Origin of the sequence: Planctomonas sp. JC2975 (assembly GCF_012985205.1) — a bacterium.
In the GTDB taxonomy this organism is placed as follows: domain Bacteria; phylum Actinomycetota; class Actinomycetes; order Actinomycetales; family Microbacteriaceae; genus Humibacter.
The window spans coordinates 334,361-350,856 of sequence record NZ_JABEKS010000002.1 but is presented as its reverse complement, the minus strand read 5'-3'; the positions used below and the strand labels follow the sequence as shown (position 1 = coordinate 350,856).

15 protein-coding genes and 1 tRNA gene are annotated in these 16,496 nt (G+C 68.3%); 3 read left to right on the top strand and 13 right to left on the bottom strand.

The window, feature by feature from the left end:
• Window positions 1-167 precede the first annotated feature (167 nt).
• The gene (gene epsC / locus HII28_RS15015) at window positions 168-755 is read left to right on the top strand and encodes a serine O-acetyltransferase EpsC (RefSeq protein WP_170026533.1); all 588 of its coding nucleotides are present in this window, start codon (window positions 168-170) and stop codon (window positions 753-755) included.
• Window positions 756-835: 80 nt separating this feature from the next.
• On the opposite strand, the gene HII28_RS15010 is transcribed toward epsC, so the two are convergent.
• The 13 genes from HII28_RS15010 to argS form a co-directional block, all read right to left on the bottom strand.
• Window positions 836-1,138 (bottom strand): hypothetical protein, encoded by a 303-nt coding sequence (locus HII28_RS15010; protein WP_170026531.1) that lies wholly within the window; start codon window positions 1,136-1,138, stop codon window positions 836-838.
• A gap of 79 nt (window positions 1,139-1,217) precedes the next feature.
• The gene (locus HII28_RS15005) at window positions 1,218-1,559 is read right to left on the bottom strand and encodes a hypothetical protein (RefSeq protein ID WP_170026529.1); all 342 of its coding nucleotides are present in this window, start codon (window positions 1,557-1,559) and stop codon (window positions 1,218-1,220) included.
• Window positions 1,560-1,569: 10 nt separating this feature from the next.
• Complete coding sequence (locus HII28_RS15000; protein WP_346769356.1) at window positions 1,570-2,415, bottom strand: Cof-type HAD-IIB family hydrolase; 846 nt, start codon at window positions 2,413-2,415, stop codon at window positions 1,570-1,572.
• A 22-nt stretch (window positions 2,416-2,437) separates the two neighbouring features.
• The gene (locus HII28_RS14995) at window positions 2,438-3,457 is read right to left on the bottom strand and encodes a squalene cyclase (RefSeq protein ID WP_170026527.1); all 1,020 of its coding nucleotides are present in this window, start codon (window positions 3,455-3,457) and stop codon (window positions 2,438-2,440) included.
• Window positions 3,458-3,518: 61 nt separating this feature from the next.
• Window positions 3,519-3,911, bottom strand: a complete 393-nt coding sequence (locus HII28_RS14990) for a tautomerase family protein (RefSeq protein WP_170026525.1) — start codon at window positions 3,909-3,911, stop codon at window positions 3,519-3,521.
• A gap of 40 nt (window positions 3,912-3,951) precedes the next feature.
• On the bottom strand, window positions 3,952-5,028 hold the full coding sequence (gene prfA / locus HII28_RS14985; RefSeq protein WP_170026523.1) for a peptide chain release factor 1: 1,077 nt from the start codon (window positions 5,026-5,028) through the stop codon (window positions 3,952-3,954).
• Between the two features lie 121 nt (window positions 5,029-5,149).
• Window positions 5,150-7,411 carry a transcription termination factor Rho gene (gene rho / locus HII28_RS14980; RefSeq protein ID WP_346769355.1) on the bottom strand — a complete coding sequence of 754 codons (2,262 nt, stop codon included), beginning with the start codon at window positions 7,409-7,411 and terminating at the stop codon, window positions 5,150-5,152.
• A 272-nt stretch (window positions 7,412-7,683) separates the two neighbouring features.
• Window positions 7,684-8,640: a homoserine kinase gene (thrB, locus tag HII28_RS14975; RefSeq protein ID WP_346769354.1), complete on the bottom strand. Its 957-nt coding sequence runs from the start codon at window positions 8,638-8,640 to the stop codon at window positions 7,684-7,686.
• Window positions 8,637-9,737, bottom strand: a complete 1,101-nt coding sequence (gene thrC / locus HII28_RS14970) for a threonine synthase (RefSeq protein WP_170026519.1) — start codon at window positions 9,735-9,737, stop codon at window positions 8,637-8,639. Before thrC ends, thrB begins: the two co-directional genes overlap by 4 nt.
• 1 nt (window position 9,738) lies before the next feature.
• On the bottom strand, window positions 9,739-11,097 hold the full coding sequence (locus HII28_RS14965) for a homoserine dehydrogenase (RefSeq protein ID WP_170026517.1): 1,359 nt from the start codon (window positions 11,095-11,097) through the stop codon (window positions 9,739-9,741).
• Window positions 11,094-12,626, bottom strand: a complete 1,533-nt coding sequence (lysA, locus tag HII28_RS14960; RefSeq protein ID WP_170026515.1) for a diaminopimelate decarboxylase — start codon at window positions 12,624-12,626, stop codon at window positions 11,094-11,096. Before lysA ends, HII28_RS14965 begins: the two co-directional genes overlap by 4 nt.
• 296 nt (window positions 12,627-12,922) lie before the next feature.
• Window positions 12,923-13,789: a DUF2993 domain-containing protein gene (locus tag HII28_RS14955; protein WP_170026513.1), complete on the bottom strand. Its 867-nt coding sequence runs from the start codon at window positions 13,787-13,789 to the stop codon at window positions 12,923-12,925.
• A 60-nt stretch (window positions 13,790-13,849) separates the two neighbouring features.
• Complete coding sequence (gene argS / locus HII28_RS14950; RefSeq protein ID WP_170026511.1) at window positions 13,850-15,532, bottom strand: arginine--tRNA ligase; 1,683 nt, start codon at window positions 15,530-15,532, stop codon at window positions 13,850-13,852.
• Window positions 15,533-15,671: 139 nt separating this feature from the next.
• Here argS and HII28_RS14945 point away from each other — a divergent pair, with 139 nt between their 5' ends.
• Window positions 15,672-16,307 carry an iron ABC transporter ATP-binding protein gene (locus HII28_RS14945; protein ID WP_170026509.1) on the top strand — a complete coding sequence of 212 codons (636 nt, stop codon included), beginning with the start codon at window positions 15,672-15,674 and terminating at the stop codon, window positions 16,305-16,307.
• 94 nt (window positions 16,308-16,401) lie between these two features.
• Window positions 16,402-16,474 (top strand) — tRNA-Arg (locus tag HII28_RS14940).
• Window positions 16,475-16,496: the final 22 nt, after the last annotated feature.

The window sequence follows — 16,496 nt, the reverse complement described above, 5'->3', positions numbered from 1 at the left end:
GGCTCGCGACATGGGTCGTAGACCGAGAGGTCAAATGCATCACGCCTGGCAGCCGATTCGGCTGCCAGGCGCGCGCGTGAGCGGCGGAGCGGCCGCCATACGATGGAGTGGGCCGTGAGATCCCGCAGACGCGAAGAGTCTCACCGGATGCCACGAGGAAGGCTTCGATGACGGTACTCTCCCGCATGCGCGAGGACATCGAGAACGCGCGCAGGCACGATCCCGCTGCGCGCAGCGACATCGAGATCGCGCTGTCGTACTCGGGTCTGCACGCCATTTGGCTCTACCGCATCGCACACCGTTGGTGGCTCTCCCCCGGCCTCAAGCTACCGGCTCGCCTCCTCTCCCAGTTCGCCCGGTTCCTCACCGGCATCGAGATCCATCCAGGGGCGCGCATCGGTCGGCGGTTCTTCATCGACCACGGCATGGGCGTCGTGATCGGCGAGACGACCATCGTCGGCGACGACGTGATGCTCTACCACGGGGTCACTCTCGGTGGGAAGTCCAGAGGACGCGGCAAACGCCACCCTACGTTGCAGAGCGGAGTGGTGGTCGGCGCGGGCGCCAAGGTACTCGGCGACATCGTGCTCGGCGCGCGATCGGTCGTCGGCGCGAACGCGGTGGTCGTGAAGTCTGCGCCGCCCGACTCGGTGCTGACCGGCATCCCGGCGCGCGCACGACCGACGGATGCGCCGCATCATCTCGCGCAGACCCGCGAAGACGAGGCGTGGCTCGACCCCGGCATCTACATCTGACAGTCACGACCCGGTGTCCTGCCACGGCGCGGGGACCGAGCGCCATCGATGCGCGTCCCCACTCACGGATCCGGTCGATGTCAGCGGGATCGCTCCCGCGACGAAAGACGTCGCCAGAGGCGCACCAGAGCACGGCGGAAGTACCAGACCGCGGCCAGCGCGAGGAGTACCAACGGCAGCACCTCGGGCGCTGCGAGAAGTGCTCCGAGAAGGATCTCGAGCACTTCGAACCCGACGAGGGAAGCGGCGGCCACCCACACCCATCCGCTGAAGAGGGCGAGGCGCAGTCGCGCTCGACGGATGCCGCGCGTGATGAGCAGCAACGCGAGTCGCATCCGCCGTGCAGCAGGGCGACGAGCACTCGAAGGCATTGGACCGGACATGGGACTCCGTACGAAGGGCAGCTGGGTGGGGGTAACCCGCCCGTGGCCGCTGCTCTCGGTTCGGAAAGCCGAAAACCGGTCAGCGCATGATGTCGCAGGCGGGAACGAACCCGCCGCCCGGCGCGCGCGGACCCCGGCCGCCGACCAGGTGCACGCGGCGACTCGGCAGCTGCTGACGACTGCCGGTCGCGTGACTCACACCGGTGAGCGCCGGAGCGCGCGCCACTCGACCCGCCGCCGTCAGCGCGTCGCGCACGGCCAACGCAGCGACGGCGGCAAGCACTCCCACGGCGACGGCAAGTGCGACGATCGTCAGCGACGTCGGCTCGGCGTCGAGGGTCAGCCTCATCCACGTGTCGACGGCGACGAGCCAGGTCAGCAGCACTGTGCCGACCACTGCCATCACGCCTCCGGAACGCATCCTTTGCACACTACCGCCGTGCTGCTGATATCCGATCGGTGCCGGTCTCAAGCCCGAGAAGCTGCTCGAGCACCGTGATGACGCCCTGTTCCGCGTTGGACGGTGCGCGGAATCGCGCGACGCGAGCGATCTCCGGGTGGGCGTTCGCCACCGCATACGAGAGGTCGGCCGCCTCCAGCATCTCGAGATCGTTCAGGTAGTCGCCGAATGCGGCGGTCTGGGCGGGCGTGACATCCAGAGCGCGCTGCAGGGCGCGCAGCGCCGTGCCCTTGTTGACGTCGGCCGCCATGATGTCCACCCAGTGTCCGCCGGACACGACCACCTGATGGTCGGGGCGGTGGCGGGCGAGCGCCGGTTCCACGTCACGTTCGATGTCTCCGAATTCGAAGACGGCGATCTTGATCACGTCATCGTTGTGGTCGGCGAGATCGCGAACCGTCTCGCGGGAGAAGTAGTACTTCGCCGTTTCCTCGAGGAAGGGTTCGTCGTCGCGGTCGGTGTACGCGACATCCTTGCCGCAGAGCACGACGCCGACGTCGACTCCCTCGCGCGCCAACCGACGAACGTCGTCGAGCACGCTTCGCACGAACGAGGGCTCCAGCGTCGACGAGCTGACCTCGTGCCCGTCGTGGACGACATAGGTGCCGTTCTCGGCGATGAACGAGAGCTCATCGGCGACCGCGTCGAACGTGTTCCTGAGCGTCGCATACTGACGTCCGCTCGCCGGGACGAACGCGATCCCGCGCTCGTGCATCATGTGCAACAGGTGCCACAGACGGTCGGGGACGTGTCCGTGCTCGTCGAGCAGGGTGCCGTCCATGTCGACGGCGACCAGGCGGAGATCGGGAAGACTCACCTGACGAGCGTATCCGGCACTCTCATGAGCGTTCGATTCCGGCTCCTTCGTCCGCACCGGCTTCGATCGGGTCGGCGGCGGCGTCCCACCACTCGAGCGCGCGCGTGGCGAAGAAGGTGAGCCACTTCGAGGGCTCGCCCTCCGGCGCATCCACGTCGAACCAGACCTTGCCGCCGTTGCTGCGGCCCTGAACCCAGGTTCCGTCCGTCGTGCGGGCCGCGCGGATGAGGCCGACGGCATCCGCCAGTCGCGGATCCGGTGCTGTCCCGTCCAGCAGTGCCGCCTCGCGGAAGTAGTCGACGGCCTTGAGTGCGGTGCACCGCCAGCGCAGCGGATATGCGAACTCGTCGATCCACGCCCCCACAACGTCCCCCGTCGACTTGCGATAGAGCAGTCGGCGTTCGAGCAGGTACTCCTCGGCACTGCGTCTGGCTTCGGTGAGGGCAGGCGTGCTGCCGACCGCCTTCTCGTAATAGAGGATGCCGCGCAGCGCGTTGAGCGTCGAGTGGAACGACGAGCGCACCGAACCCGCTATCCACTCGCAGTTCCAGCCGCCGTCGGCGAGCCGGTGCTCAGGGAACCACTCGACGAGCCCGGACACGTCGGCGCCGAGCCAGGCGCCGCTCGCCAGCGTGAAGGAGTTGACGCAGACGTCCACCTCACCGCCCCAGAACGGCAGATCGTCGTAGTCCCAGCGCGAGCCGGCCGCGAGACGGTCGGCCGTGCCCGCGAGGGCCTCGGCCGGCAGTCCCCAGTCGCGGAGCGTGTTCAGCGTCCAGGTGGTCGCCGTCCACGGCTGGGGCGATCCGTCCGGATGCGACTCGAACCAAGCGGCTCCGCCCGGGAAGAATGCGCCCCCGTCCCACTGGCCGTCGGCATCTTGCAGGGCGAGCAGCCGCGCCGCCATCCCATCGGTGACCATGCGCCGTCGCGTCGCGCCCCACACCGATTCCGGTGCGTCCACCAGATCCCGCTCGACCTGCCAGCGCAGGGCCGGATCCGAATCCAGCAGCCAGGTCTTCACGTCGTCCTGCAACTCCATGACCCGAAGGCTATGACCGAGTGCCGACACCGCGACGGTGTTCCGCGACCTGGATGGACGCCTACACCTCGATGGTGAAGCCCAGGTCCTTGTCTGCGGCGGCGATTCCGCCGAGTCCCCAGTTCTCTCGTGCGCTCTCGCGCAGCAGGATCGAGACCTTGTCGCGCGGGATGCCGAGCGGCTCCAGTCGCTCCACGATCTCGCGGTAGAGGTTGCGCTTCGCGTCGATCGAGCGTCCCGAGAAGCAGTCGATCGTCACCCGCGTGTATTCGTCGGGTACACCAGGCTGCAACCCGTCGACCATGCGGTGCGGCTGGTACGAGATCAGTCTGCTGAATCTGTCGTCATCGGGGATCCTGAACGCGGTCACCAACGCCCCGTGCACGGCGTCGATGATGGCCACCTCGTCGTCGGGCGCGTACTCGCGGCGAATCTCGATCAGAACACTCGGCATCCGCTCACCCTAGCGGCGAACAGACGCCCAGCGGATCGCGCTACTCCTCGCCGAGTGCGGCGAGCTGCGCCTCTTCGTCCGCCTGGATCGCCGAGTCGATCACCGGATCGAGCGCACCGTTCATCACCTGGTCGAGGTTGTACGCCTTGTATCCCGTGCGGTGGTCGGCGATGCGGTTCTCCGGGAAGTTGTACGTGCGGATGCGCTCCGAACGGTCCATGCCCCGGATCTGCGACTTGCGCGCGTCGGATGCCGCGGCATCCAGTTCCTCCTGCTGCTTCGCCAGCAGACGCGCACGGAGCACGCGCATGCCCGCCTCGCGGTTCTGGATCTGCGACTTCTCGTTCTGCATCGACACCACGATGCCGGTCGGGATGTGCGTGATGCGCACTGCGGAGTCGGTCGTGTTCACGGACTGACCGCCGGGTCCGGACGACCGGAACACGTCGATCCGGAGGTCGTTGGGGCTGATCTCGACCTCTTCGGGCTCGTCGACCTCGGGGAAGACGAGCACGCCGGCGGTCGAGGTCTGGATGCGCCCCTGCGACTCGGTCACGGGAACGCGCTGCACCCGGTGCACGCCACCCTCGTACTTGAGGTGCGCCCAGGGGCCCTCTGCGGGATCCGCGGAGTTGCCCTTGATGGCGACCTGCACGTTCGTGTAGCCGCCGAGGTCGGTGGAGTCCTGCTCGAGGATCTCCGTCTTCCATCTGCGCGACTCGGCGTAGTGCAGGTACATGCGCAGCAGGTCGGCGGCGAAGAGCGCGGACTCCGCTCCCCCGGCTCCGCCCTTGATCTCCATGATCACGTCGCGTCCGTCGTCCGGATCGCGCGGGATGAGGAGTCGCCGCAGCTTCTCCTGCGCGGCGTCACGGGCCTGCTCGAGCGATGGCACCTCCTCGGCGAAGGCGTCGTCCTCCTTGGCGAGCTCTCGTGCCGCATCCAGGTCGTCACCGAGGTGCTTCCACGACTCGTGCGCCGCCTTGATCTGGCTCAGCTCCGCATACCGACGGTTGACCTTCTTCGCGCGCGCGGCATCGGCGTGCAGCGCGGGGTCGGCGAGCTGCTCCTGCAGCTGCTCGTGCTCGTCGAGCAGGGTCTGGATCGAATCGAACACGCGGTGCTCCTGGATGACTGTCGTGCGGTTGAGGCGGAAATGCAGGATGCCCGCCGGGCTCCCCCGATTCGCACCGGTCAGGTGGGAATCACGGGAGCCCTCACGGGCATCCAGATAGCAGCTAGCGGTGGTCGTTCTCGTGCGCGTGCGAGTGCGCGACGCCGTGGCCGGAGGTCGGAGCCGGCATCGACTTCTGCATCTGCACGAGGAACTCCACGTTGGAGCTGGTCTCCTTGAGCTTGCCGAGCACGACCTCGAGAGCCTGCTGCGGATCGAGGCCGGCGAGTGCGCGGCGCAGCTTCCAGGTGATCTTGACCTCGTCGGAGCTCATCAGCATCTCTTCGCGGCGAGTGCCGGACGCGTTCACGTCGACGGCCGGGAAGATCCGCTTGTCGGCAAGCTGGCGCGAAAGGCGCAGCTCCGAGTTTCCGGTGCCCTTGAACTCTTCGAAGATGACCTCGTCCATCTTGGATCCGGTCTCGATGAGTGCCGTCGCCAGTATGGTGAGCGATCCGCCGTGCTCGATGTTGCGCCCAGCGCCGAAGAACCGCTTCGGCGGGTACAGAGCTGAGGCGTCGACACCACCGGAGAGGATGCGACCGGATGCCGGCGCCGCCAGGTTGTATGCGCGGCTGAGGCGGGTGATCGAGTCGAGCAGCACGACGACGTCGTGACCGAGCTCCACGAGACGCTTCGCACGCTCGATGGCGAGCTCGGCGACCGTGGTGTGGTCCTCCGCCGGGCGGTCGAACGTGGACGCGATGACCTCGCCCTTGACCGTGCGCTGCATGTCGGTGACCTCTTCGGGCCGCTCGTCCACGAGCACGACCATGAGGTGGACCTCTGGGTTGTTCGTGGTGATCGCGTTGGCGATCTGCTGCATCACGATCGTCTTGCCGGCCTTCGGCGGCGCGACGATGAGGCCGCGCTGGCCCTTGCCGATCGGGGCGACCAGGTCGATGATGCGCTGGGTGAGCTTGGTCGGCTCGGTCTCCAGCCGCAGGCGCTCCTGCGGGTAGAGCGGCGTGAGCTTGTTGAACTCGACGCGGCTCTGCGCCTCGTCGTTGGACTGACCGTTGACGGAGTCCACCTTGACGAGCGCGTTGTACTTCTGGCGTCCGGCGTTCTCGCCCTCGCGCGGCTGACGGATGGCGCCGACCACGGCATCGCCCTTGCGCAGGTTGTACTTCTTCACCTGGCCGAGCGAGACGTAGACGTCGCTCGGTCCCGGCAGATAGCCGCTCGTGCGCACGAACGCGTAGTTGTCGAGCACGTCGAGGATACCGGCCACCGGGATGAGCACGTCATCCTCGAGGATCTCCGGCTCGACGTCGTCGCCCGTTGCTCCACGACGCTTGCGGTCGCGGTAGCGGTTGCGGCCGTTGCGGTCGTCATCCTGCTGCTGGGCGGCGTTCTGACGCTGGCCCTGCTGCTGATTCTGCTGGCCGCCCTGCTGGTTCTGCTGGCCGCGCTGGTTCTGACCGCCCTGCTGGCTCTGCTTCTGCTGGTTGCCCTGCTGGTTCTGGCCGTTCTGCTGCTGAGCGTTCTGCTGGCCGTTCTGACCCTGCTGCTCGCCGTCGCCCTGCTGGCCGTCCTGGCCGTTCTCGCCACGACGGTTCTTGTTGCGACCGCGGTTGCGGCGACCCTGACGCGGCTGCTGCTCGCGCTGAGCCTCATCGGACGCCTGAGCGGCGCCCTCGGGCTGCTCGCCACCCTGCTCGGCACGCTCGTCGTCGGCACTGCCGCCCTCGGTCGCGCTCTGCTGACCGGCCGCGGAGTCGGATGCGGAACGCGCCTCGCGCGCTCTGGCACCGGCCGACTCGCTCGCCTGGTCCGCATCGCGGTCGGCCGCGTCGCGTTCCTCATTTCCGGAGTCCACGGCGGGAAGGCCTGCGTCGCCGGCGTTCACGTGCGCGGTGGCGGACACGGTACGACCGCCGTCCACGCTGGTGACGCGCCGCGACCCACGACGGGTGCGCGCAGGAGGGGTCTGAAGGTCGAGCGCAGCGCGGAGCGCCGCCTCGGCCTCTGCCGGACTGAGCTGCTGGTCTAGAGGCGTCGCAGCGGCGTCATCCGTTTGCTGCTCCGCGTCCCGCGACCCGGAAGGCTGCGACGCCTGCTCGGCGTCGGCCGGTGCGGGCTGCTGAGCGGCGGGAACTGCGACGTTCTCGGCGCCCGGCTGCACGGCATCCGCGGTCGGCTGGTCGATGGTCTGCGTCGCGGCACGCGTGGCCTCGATGGCCGCGACGAGCTCGCCCTTGCGCAGCTTCGCCGCACCGGGGATGCCGAGGCTCGTGGCGAGCGTCTGCAGCTGCGGAACGCGCAGCGACGACAGATCGACGGTGGGATCCACGCCCTCGGCGTGGAGATTGACATCGGTCACTGAAGAGGATTCCTTTCCTCTGGCGGGCATAGAACCGCCTCGCCCAGAGTGCGTGTCGTGGGATAGCCGCCCGGTCATGGTTCGACCGCGTGCGTCGGGGATCGCGTGCGCGGGTTTCGGGCAGGCACGACAGCAGTGAGTTACAAGAATTTCACCCGAACACCAGATTCGCGTATCTACCGCGCCGTCTGGCAGGTGCCGCCCAGTCTACCACCCCCGGCATGCCCGACCGATCACGCACACGCCGGATGCTCGACGTGCGCTTCACCGAATCAGGCCGCGTCCTCCTCCACCCGGTGCACCGTCGCACCGAGGAAGTCGACGGCGAGCATGAGCGGCTGCCACGGTGTCTCGGCACGGTCGGCGACAAGCTGAGCGGCAGCCAGGCGCTGCGCAGGATCGCTGCACAACACCAAGATCGAGGGACCGGCTCCCGACACGACGGCGGGAAAGCCGGCGGAACGGAGTTCGGTGATGAGGCGATTCGTCTCCGGCATCGCCTGCGCGCGGTAGTTCTGATGCAGCTTGTCCTCCGTGGCTGCGTGCAGCAGCTCTGGACTCTGCACGAGCGCCGCGACCAGGAGAGCGGAACGGGACACGTTGAAGACGGCGTCCTCGTGCGGCACCGAGTCCGGCTGCAGGCTGCGTGCGAGCGCCGTCGACATCACGTGCTCGGGGACGAACACCAGCGGCGAGACTCCACGATGCACGATGAGCTTCTTGTGGGCCGGACCGGTCTGCGACATCCAGGCGATCGTGAGGCCGCCGAAGAGCGCGGGAGCCACATTGTCGGGGTGGCCCTCGAGCTCGGTCGCCAGGGCGAGCAGCATGGTGGAGTCGAGTTCGGCGATGCCTTCGAGGAGGCCCTTCGCCGCCACGATGCCCGAGACGATCGCCGCGCCGGAGGATCCGAGACCGCGACCGTGCGGGATCGCGTTGCGCGCCACCAGGTCGAGCCCGGGAAGGGGCACGCCGACGGCAGCGAACGTGTGGGCGATGGACCGTACGACGAGGTTGGACTCATCGGTGGGGACTTCGCCCTCGCCGACGCCGTGCACCTCGACCGTCGCGCCAGGCTCCTCACGAACGGTGACCGTCAGATCGTCGTACAGCGCCAGTGCAAGCCCCAGCGTGTCGAATCCGGGACCGAGGTTCGCCGACGTGGCCGGAACCTTGACCCGCACGGAGCGGCCGGCGGGGACCTGCGACGTCACGTCCGCGGCGCTCACACCGCGTCCGGCGAGCTGTGCGCCACGCGGCTCAGACCCAGCACCTCGGCGATCTCCGCCGTGTCGACGGGAACCGAGGTCGGCTGCACCTGTCCGCCATCCGGAAGACGGAGAGCCCACTGCGGGTCCTTCAAGCCGTGGCCGGTGACGGTGAGCACGACGCGCGATCCGGCCGGGATGTCTCCCGCCTCCGAACGCTCCAGCAGACCGGCGACGCTGATGGCGCTTGCCGGCTCGACGAAGATGCCGACCTCGGCCGAGAGGATGCGCTGAGCAGCCAGGATCTTCTCGTCGTCGATGGCGCCGAAGTATCCGTTGGTCGCGTCGCGCGCCGCAAGGGCGAGCTCCCACGACGCGGGGTTGCCGATGCGGATGGCGCTGGCCACGGTGTCGGGATCTTTCACCGGGTGTCCGAGCACGATCGGGGCGCTGCCTGCCGCCTGGAAGCCGAACATGCGGGGCACCTTGGTGGAGACGCCGCGCTCGGCCTCCTCCGTGTAGCCGCGCGTGTACGCGGTGTAGTTGCCGGCATTGCCGACGGGGATGAAGTGGACGTCGGGCGCATCGCCGAGCACCTCGACGACCTCGAACGCAGCCGTCTTCTGGCCTTCGATGCGGTCGTTGTTCACGGAGTTGACCAGGTGAACCGGATACTCGGCCGCGAGCTCGCGTGCGATGTCGAGGCAGTCGTCGAAGTTGCCGCGCACCTGCAGCAGCTCCGCGTTGTGCGCGATCGCCTGGCTGAGCTTGCCCATCGCGATCTTGCCCTCGGGGACGAGCACGACGGCCTTGATGCCGGCATGCGTCGCGTAAGCGGCAGCGGATGCCGAGGTGTTGCCGGTGGAGGCGCAGATCACGGCCTTAGCACCGCCCTCGACCGCCTTGGAGACGGCCATGGTCATGCCGCGGTCCTTGAAGGAGCCGGTCGGGTTCATGCCCTCGAACTTGACGTAGACATCCGCTCCGGTGCGACGCGACAGCGCGGCGGCCGGGATCAGAGGCGTACCGCCCTCGCCCAGCGTGACGATCGGCGTCGCCTCCGTCACATCGAGACGGTCGGCGTATTCGCGCAGAACGCCCTGCCATTGGTGCGCCACGTCAGACTCCTTCAACTCGTAGAACAGCGGTGACCCGCACGACCTCTTCGCTCGCCCGAAGGGTCTCGACCGTCGCCGCAAGTGCGGACTCGAACGCCACGTGCGTTCCGATGACCAGCGTAGCCGTGCCGGCGGGGACTTCCCGACCGTCCGCTGAGCCCGCCGGAGCCGCCGACGGGACCCGCGCGGACGCGACGGTCTGGGTCACGGTCTCGACGGAAACGTCGTGCCGGGCGAAGACGGCCGCGATGCGCGAGAGCACACCGGGAGCATCCGTCACGAGGAGCGTGATCTGGTACCGCGTGCGGACGGCTCCGACATCGAGGACCGGCAGGTCGGCGTGCGTCGACTCCGCCACCCCGGGGCCGCCGACCACGTGTCTGCGCGCCGCGGAGACGACATCGCCGAGCACAGCGGAGGCCGTCTGCAGTCCGCCTGCTCCCGCTCCATAGAACATGAGGTCTCCTGCCGCTGCCGCCTGCACGAACACCGCGTTGTGCACGCCGCGCACGGCGGCGAGCGGATGCTCACGCGGCACGAGCGCGGGATACACACGCGCCGAAACGCCTTCGGTGCCGCCCTCGTCCGTGACGCGCTCGCAGATCGCGAGGAGCTTGATCACGTATCCGCCGGCCCTTGCGGCCTCGACCTGTTGCGCGGTCACGGATGTGATGCCCTCGCGGTGGACTGACTCCAGCGGCACGGTCGTGTGGAACGCAAGGCCGGCGAGGATGGCGGCCTTGGCCGCGGCGTCGTATCCCTCGATGTCAGCAGAGGGATCGCTGCGCTCGGCATATCCGAGTTCCGTCGCGACCTCGAGCGCGGACTCCATGTCGTCGCCGGCGGTGTCCATGCGGTCGAGGATGAAGTTGGTCGTGCCGTTGACGATGCCGAGGATGCGCTCGACCCGGTCGCCCGCCAGACTGTCGCGCAGTGGGCGGATGATCGGGATCGCTCCGGCGACGGCCGCCTCGTAGTAGAGCTGTGCGCCGACTTGTTCCGCCGCGGCGAAGAGCTCCGGTCCGTGTTCGGCGAGCAGCGCCTTGTTGCCCGTGATCACGTCGGCACCGGACGTCAGCGCCAGGAGCACGTATTCGCGTGCCGGATCCACGCCGCCCATCAGCTCAATCACGATGTCGGCGCTGAGGATCAATGAACGGGCGTCTGTCGTGAACAGTTCGCGCGGAAGGTCGGTGCGCCGCGGTGCGTCCACGTCGCGCACCGCGATACCGACGAGCTCGAGTCCCGCGCCGACACGGGCTGCCAACTCGTCGCCGTGGTCGAGCAGGAGCTTCGCAACATTGGAGCCGACGGATCCCGCGCCGAGCAGCGCGACCTTGAGCGTGCGGTAGTCGATCACGGCTCCTCCTTGGCTTCGTGTCGCGCGTGGCCCCCGTCTGGAGCAGCACCAGGCCCACCAGGGTGGTGGCCGGCACGGGCGAGCGGGCCGGGGACATCCGCTTCTCTCACCGGCGGGAACGCCGTTGCGGTGCTGTGCCGGGCGCCGAGGTCGCGGGCGAGCAGGTCGTCGATGGTCTCGCCTCTCACGATGGCGCGGGCCGCACCGTCGCGCACGGCGACGACCGCCGGGCGTGGCAGGTAGTTGTAGTTGCTGGACAGCGACCAGCAGTACGCGCCGGTCGCGGCGAGCGCCAGGAGGTCATCTGGCGCGACGTCCCCTGGCAGGTACTCCGCGTCCACGACGATGTCGCCGGACTCGCAGTGCTTGCCGGCCACGCGCACGAGCACGGGATCCGCGGCGGAGGTGCGTCCCACGATCCGCGCTGAATAGTCGGCTCCGTAGAGAGCCGGCCTCGCGTTGTCGCTCATGCCGCCGTCGACGCTCACGTAGAGGCGCTTTGCCGCGGCGCCTGCGGCGTCCAGCGTGACGGCCTTGGTGGTGCCGACCGTGTAGAGCGTGATGCCTGCGCGGCCGACGATGGCGCGGCCCGGTTCGAAGCAGACGATCGGCACGGGCACGTTCGCCTCCTCGCACGCTGCGGCCACGACCTGCGCGATGCTCTCGGCGAGGCTCTCGATCTGCTCCGCCTCGTCGGCCGTGGTGTACGCGATGCCGAATCCGCCGCCGAGGTTCAGCTCGGGGACGGCGCCGCCGGAGAGAAGGCGCGCGTGCACCTGCAGGAGGCGCGCTGCCGACTCGGCGAAGCCATCCGATCCGAAGATCTGGGAGCCGATGTGGGCGTGCAGGCCGACGAACTCGAGGCCGTCGCGCGAGCGGATGTCCGCGACGATCCGCTCGACATCGTCGAGCGCAACGCCGAACTTCTGGTCCTCGTGGGCCGTGGCGAGGAAGTCGTGCGTGTGCGCGTGCACGCCGGTGCGCACGCGCAACCTGACGCGCTGCGTGCGTCCGTGAGCGGATGCCGCCGCGGCCACCCGCGCCACCTCTTGTTCCGAGTCGATCACGACCGTGCCGACGCCGATGCCGACCGCGCGGTCGAGCTCCGCGGCCGACTTGTTGTTGCCATGGAATCCGAGGCGCGCGGGATCCACGCCGGCAGCGAGCGCCACGGCGAGTTCGCCACCGCTCGCGACGTCGATGCGCAGGCCGGCCTCCGTGACCCAGCGGGCGACATCCGTGGTCAGGAACGCCTTGCCCGCGTAATACACCTCTGCCGTGGACCCGACGCGCTCGAATGCGTCGGCGAAGGCGGAACGCACGCGTCGTGCGGTCTCGCGGACATATTCCTCATCGAGCACATACAGCGGGGTGCCGAACTCCCGGGCGAGCTCGTCGACGCGCACGCCGGCGATCGTCGCGACGCCGTCGGGATCTCGCGTCAGGCTCGGCGGCCAGACGTCGGGCGCGAAGTCGTTGGCGTCCTGTGGGGAGCGCAACCAAGCGGGGGCCAGCGGATTGTCGGGCACGGAGTGTCACCTCGAACAGTGGGATGGGCTGGCGAGCGGACCCGGATTGGCCCCTGAAGCCTTCAGACATGCGCGAATGCGCGTTCCGAAATCCTATCCGCTGGTATCCCAGCTCCCGAAAGCGGCGCCGTCATACTTCAGTGTCGGTCGCCGCCTCACCCGCGAAAGTGCGACCCGGACCTACGGCGTTGCACTCGCGCGGATACTGACATGCACTCGCGGGTGCACAAACCGGCACCATCGAGAGGACTAACGAGCACCCTCGCAAGGAATATCGGGCACCCTCGGGGATGGGGTCAGGTGCAGGAGCCCTTGGTCTGCAGGTTTTTCTCGTCGAGGACGATGTCGTCGGCGCCCACTGAGACGTGAGCCTCGGCCTTCGAGATGGCGAGTCCCGTGGCGTCGACGCCATCCGGCAGGTACTGTGCGACGCAGATCGAGATGGTCGACGGCAGCAGGTCCTTCGCGAAGCGCGTGACATCGAGGGAGCCGCCGCCCGCGGTGACGCTGACGTTCAGCGGGGTGAGCACGATGGTCTTGGCATCCTTCAGCGCCGGGCTCACGCTCGCCGTGTAGCCCACGTCGATGCCGAGGATCTGCCCGGTTCCCTTCAGGCCGACTTCGTTGTGGTCCAACGTGACGGTCGTGTCGTTCGGGAGGTCGACGAGGCCGTTGACGGCGGCCTGTCCGATCGTCATCGAGCCGTCGATGCGATGAACGGGCTTCGTCGAATCCAGCGGGATGCCGTGGGCCACGATCGTGCCGCTCAGGCGGTTGCCGTCCACCTGGACGTCGCTCGAGTGCAGGTCGACCTTGTCGAGCGATCCGCCGATGAGCTGCGCGATGACGGAGAATCCGTGGATCGTCACGTCGAGGTTCTTCACGGTGACGTCGGCGGGCAGCTGCTTCTCGATCTGATCGCGGACCGTGTTCTGCGCGATCTGCCGCACAACGGCATCCGCTGCGAAGTACAGCCCGACCACGACGACGACCGCGCCAACGGCCCAGATCCACGGCCGCAGCCCGCGACGGCGACGTGCAGCACCCGATGGCGGTTTCGTGCCGCCCGAACCACTCCCCGCGGCGGTCCCCTCCGCGTACGGGTTGGTCGCCCCTTCGTCGGATGCCCGAAGCGGCTCGGTCGGCTGGTCCTGCGTCGACATGGTCCCCCGTTCACGTCTCGGTGCCGTACGCCGGTCGAGACCGGCAACCGTGTGGTTTCGCTACATGCGCTCCGGCGCCGAGACCCCGAGGAGTCCGAGTCCGTTGCGGATGACCTGGCCTGTCGCATCGTTCAGCCAGAGCCGAGTGCGGTGAAGGTCGGTGATCGGCTCCTCGCCGAGCGGAATGACCCGGCAGTTGTCGTACCACTTGTGGTACAGCCCTGCCACCTCCTCGATGTAGCGGGCGACGCGGTGCGGCTCGCGCAGGTCCGCCGCCAACGCCACGATGCGCGGGAACTCCTGCAGTGCGCCCAGCAGTGCCGCCTCGGTCTCGTGCGTCAGCAGCTCCGGCGCGAAGGCGCTGCGCGTGATCCCGGCCACCTCAGCGTTGCGCGCAACTGAGCGGGTGCGCGCGTGGGCGTACTGCACGTAGTACACCGGATTGTCGTTCGAGTGGCTGCGCAGGACCTCTGGGTCGAGCGCAAGCGGCGAGTCCGCGGGCGAACGGCCGAGCGAGTAGCGGAGCGCGTCCGTGCCGAGCCACTTCTGCAGGTCGGCGAGCTCGATGACGTTGCCAGCGCGCTTCGATAGCCGGGCTCCGTTAACGCTCACGATCTGCCCGATGAGCACCTCGATGTCGCGATCGGGATCATCGCCCGCGGCACCGGCGAGCGCGCGAAGGCGGTTCACATAGCCGTGGTGGTCGGCGCCCAGCAGGTAGATCTTGTGTTGGAAGCCACGGTCGGACTTACTCAGGTAATAGGCGGCATCAGCGGCGAAGTACGTGTAGACACCGTTGCCCCGGCGGATGACTCGGTCTTTGTCATCGCCGAAATCAGTGGTGCGCACCCACACGGCATCATCGGCATCGAACACGTGGCCCTGCTTGCGGAGACGCTCCACCGCGTCGTCGACGAGGCTCGTCCCGGTATCCGCATTCGTCTGGTGCAGGGTCCGCTCGCTGAAGTACACGTCGAATTCGACGTTGAAATCCTTCAACTCCTGACGGATCTCGGTCAACTGCAGGTGGTAGGCGATCTCTCGCGCGCGAGTGAGCGCATCCTCATCGGACAAGGACAGCAGGTCGGGTTCGCGCTCCAGCACCGCTGCCCCCAGATCGGCGATGTATTGACCCGGGTAGCCGCCCTCTGGCGTCGGCTCGCCCTTGGCTGCGGCGAGCACCGAGGCGCCGAACTTGTCCATCTGGGCACCGGCATCGTTGATGTAGTACTCGCTGGCGACCTCGGCACCCGACGCCTTGAGCACGCGGGCGATCGAGTCGCCGAGCGCCGCCCACCTGGTGTGCGCAATGTGCAGCGGACCCGTCGGGTTCGCGGAGACGAACTCGAGGTTGATCGTGCGTCCGGCCTGCGTGACGTTCTGGCCATAGGCCTCGCCCGCGTCGACGATCGTCTTCGCGAGGGCGCCTGCGGCAGCCGCGTCGAGTCGGAAGTTGATGAAGCCGGGTCCTGCCACCTCTGCTGATGCCACGCCGTCGAGACGCTCGCTCTCCAGCGCGATCTCCTGCGCAAGGTCGCGCGGGTTCACGCCGAGCGGCTTCGCCAGCCGCATGGCCGCGTTCGACGCCCAGTCGCCGTGGTCCCGGTTCTTCGGACGCTCCAGCCGGATGTCCGAACGCTCGAGCACCGGCGCCGTCTCGGCCGATCCCTGCTTCGCACGTCGAGCGTCCACCACGCGCGTGATGATGGCGTACAACTGGTCGGCGAGCTGATCGGGATTCACGACCGCCAAGTCTATCGGGCAGCACCTGGACGCCCGATCCCGCGAGCGGATGCCGAGGCCTCACCCGGTCTTGGTATCCTCGTCCGCACGCGACCCCCACCGTCGGCACGCGACCCCCACCGCTCTCGGAAGTCTTCCCATGCGCATACCTCGTCTTCGCCGTCCGAGTCGTTCGCTGTCCGGCAGTGCCGCCGCAGTGACGCTCGTTGCGGCATCCGCACTCCTGCTTACCGGATGCCAGGCTTCGTCGTCGCCCGCGGCATCCGCGTCGCAGTCTGCAGGAGCGAAGGCGTCGGATGCGCCGTCCACGACCCCGAAGGCGTCGGCCAGCCCTACCGCCAAACCGACGCCTGTGACGCTGACGTGCGATCAGGTGCTCACGACCGCCCAGCTCGCCGCGATGGTTCCGCCGCTCGTCCCGGCGTCCGGCTACCAGCCTGACAAGGGATCCGATGCCGCCAAAGCGGTCTCGTACGCCGGTGTCGCGTGCGGCTACGCGAACGCGTCGAGCGGCGGCATCGTTGCGGTGTCGATCGCGCAGCCCGCCTCAGGCGACTTCACCAGCCTCAAGAACGACGCCATCACGCACAGCAACGTCGTGCCGACGTACGGGGTGCCGCCGAAGGTGATGGGGTACTTCAGCGTCGACCACGGATCCGGCGTCGCGCAGGCGTTCACCGGCAAATACTGGGTCGTCGCGTCGTCGAAGGACTTCACCGAACCGGGCGACGCCAGCCCCGTGATCGCCGGTGTGCTCGCGAATCTGCCGAGCTGACGGCATACGTTCCTTCTCCCGTCGACCCCGACGGAGCGGTCGGCCGCCGATTGAAATGCACGGCCGATCGGATGCTAGCCTTGACGGGCACTGAGCCCCCATAGCTCAGGGGATAGAGCGTCTGCCTCCGGAGCAGAAGGCCGAAGGTTCGAATCCTTCTGGGGGCACTGTTACCGATTGACACGTCGA

Bases quoted from the DNA above. Each gene is read 5' to 3' on its own strand.
- HII28_RS15010 (WP_170026531.1), bottom strand. From the start codon at position 1,138: ATGTCCGGTCCAATGCCTTCGAGTGCTCGTCGCCCTGCTGCACGGCGG.
- HII28_RS15005 (WP_170026529.1), bottom strand. From the start codon at position 1,559: ATGCGTTCCGGAGGCGTGATGGCAGTGGTCGGCACAGTGCTGCTGACC.
- HII28_RS14945 (WP_170026509.1), top strand. From the start codon at position 15,672: ATGCGCATACCTCGTCTTCGCCGTCCGAGTCGTTCGCTGTCCGGCAGT.
- HII28_RS14955 (WP_170026513.1), bottom strand. From the start codon at position 13,789: ATGTCGACGCAGGACCAGCCGACCGAGCCGCTTCGGGCATCCGACGAA.
- HII28_RS14990 (WP_170026525.1), bottom strand. From the start codon at position 3,911: ATGCCGAGTGTTCTGATCGAGATTCGCCGCGAGTACGCGCCCGACGAC.
- epsC (WP_170026533.1), top strand. From the start codon at position 168: ATGACGGTACTCTCCCGCATGCGCGAGGACATCGAGAACGCGCGCAGG.
- HII28_RS14995 (WP_170026527.1), bottom strand. From the start codon at position 3,457: ATGGAGTTGCAGGACGACGTGAAGACCTGGCTGCTGGATTCGGATCCG.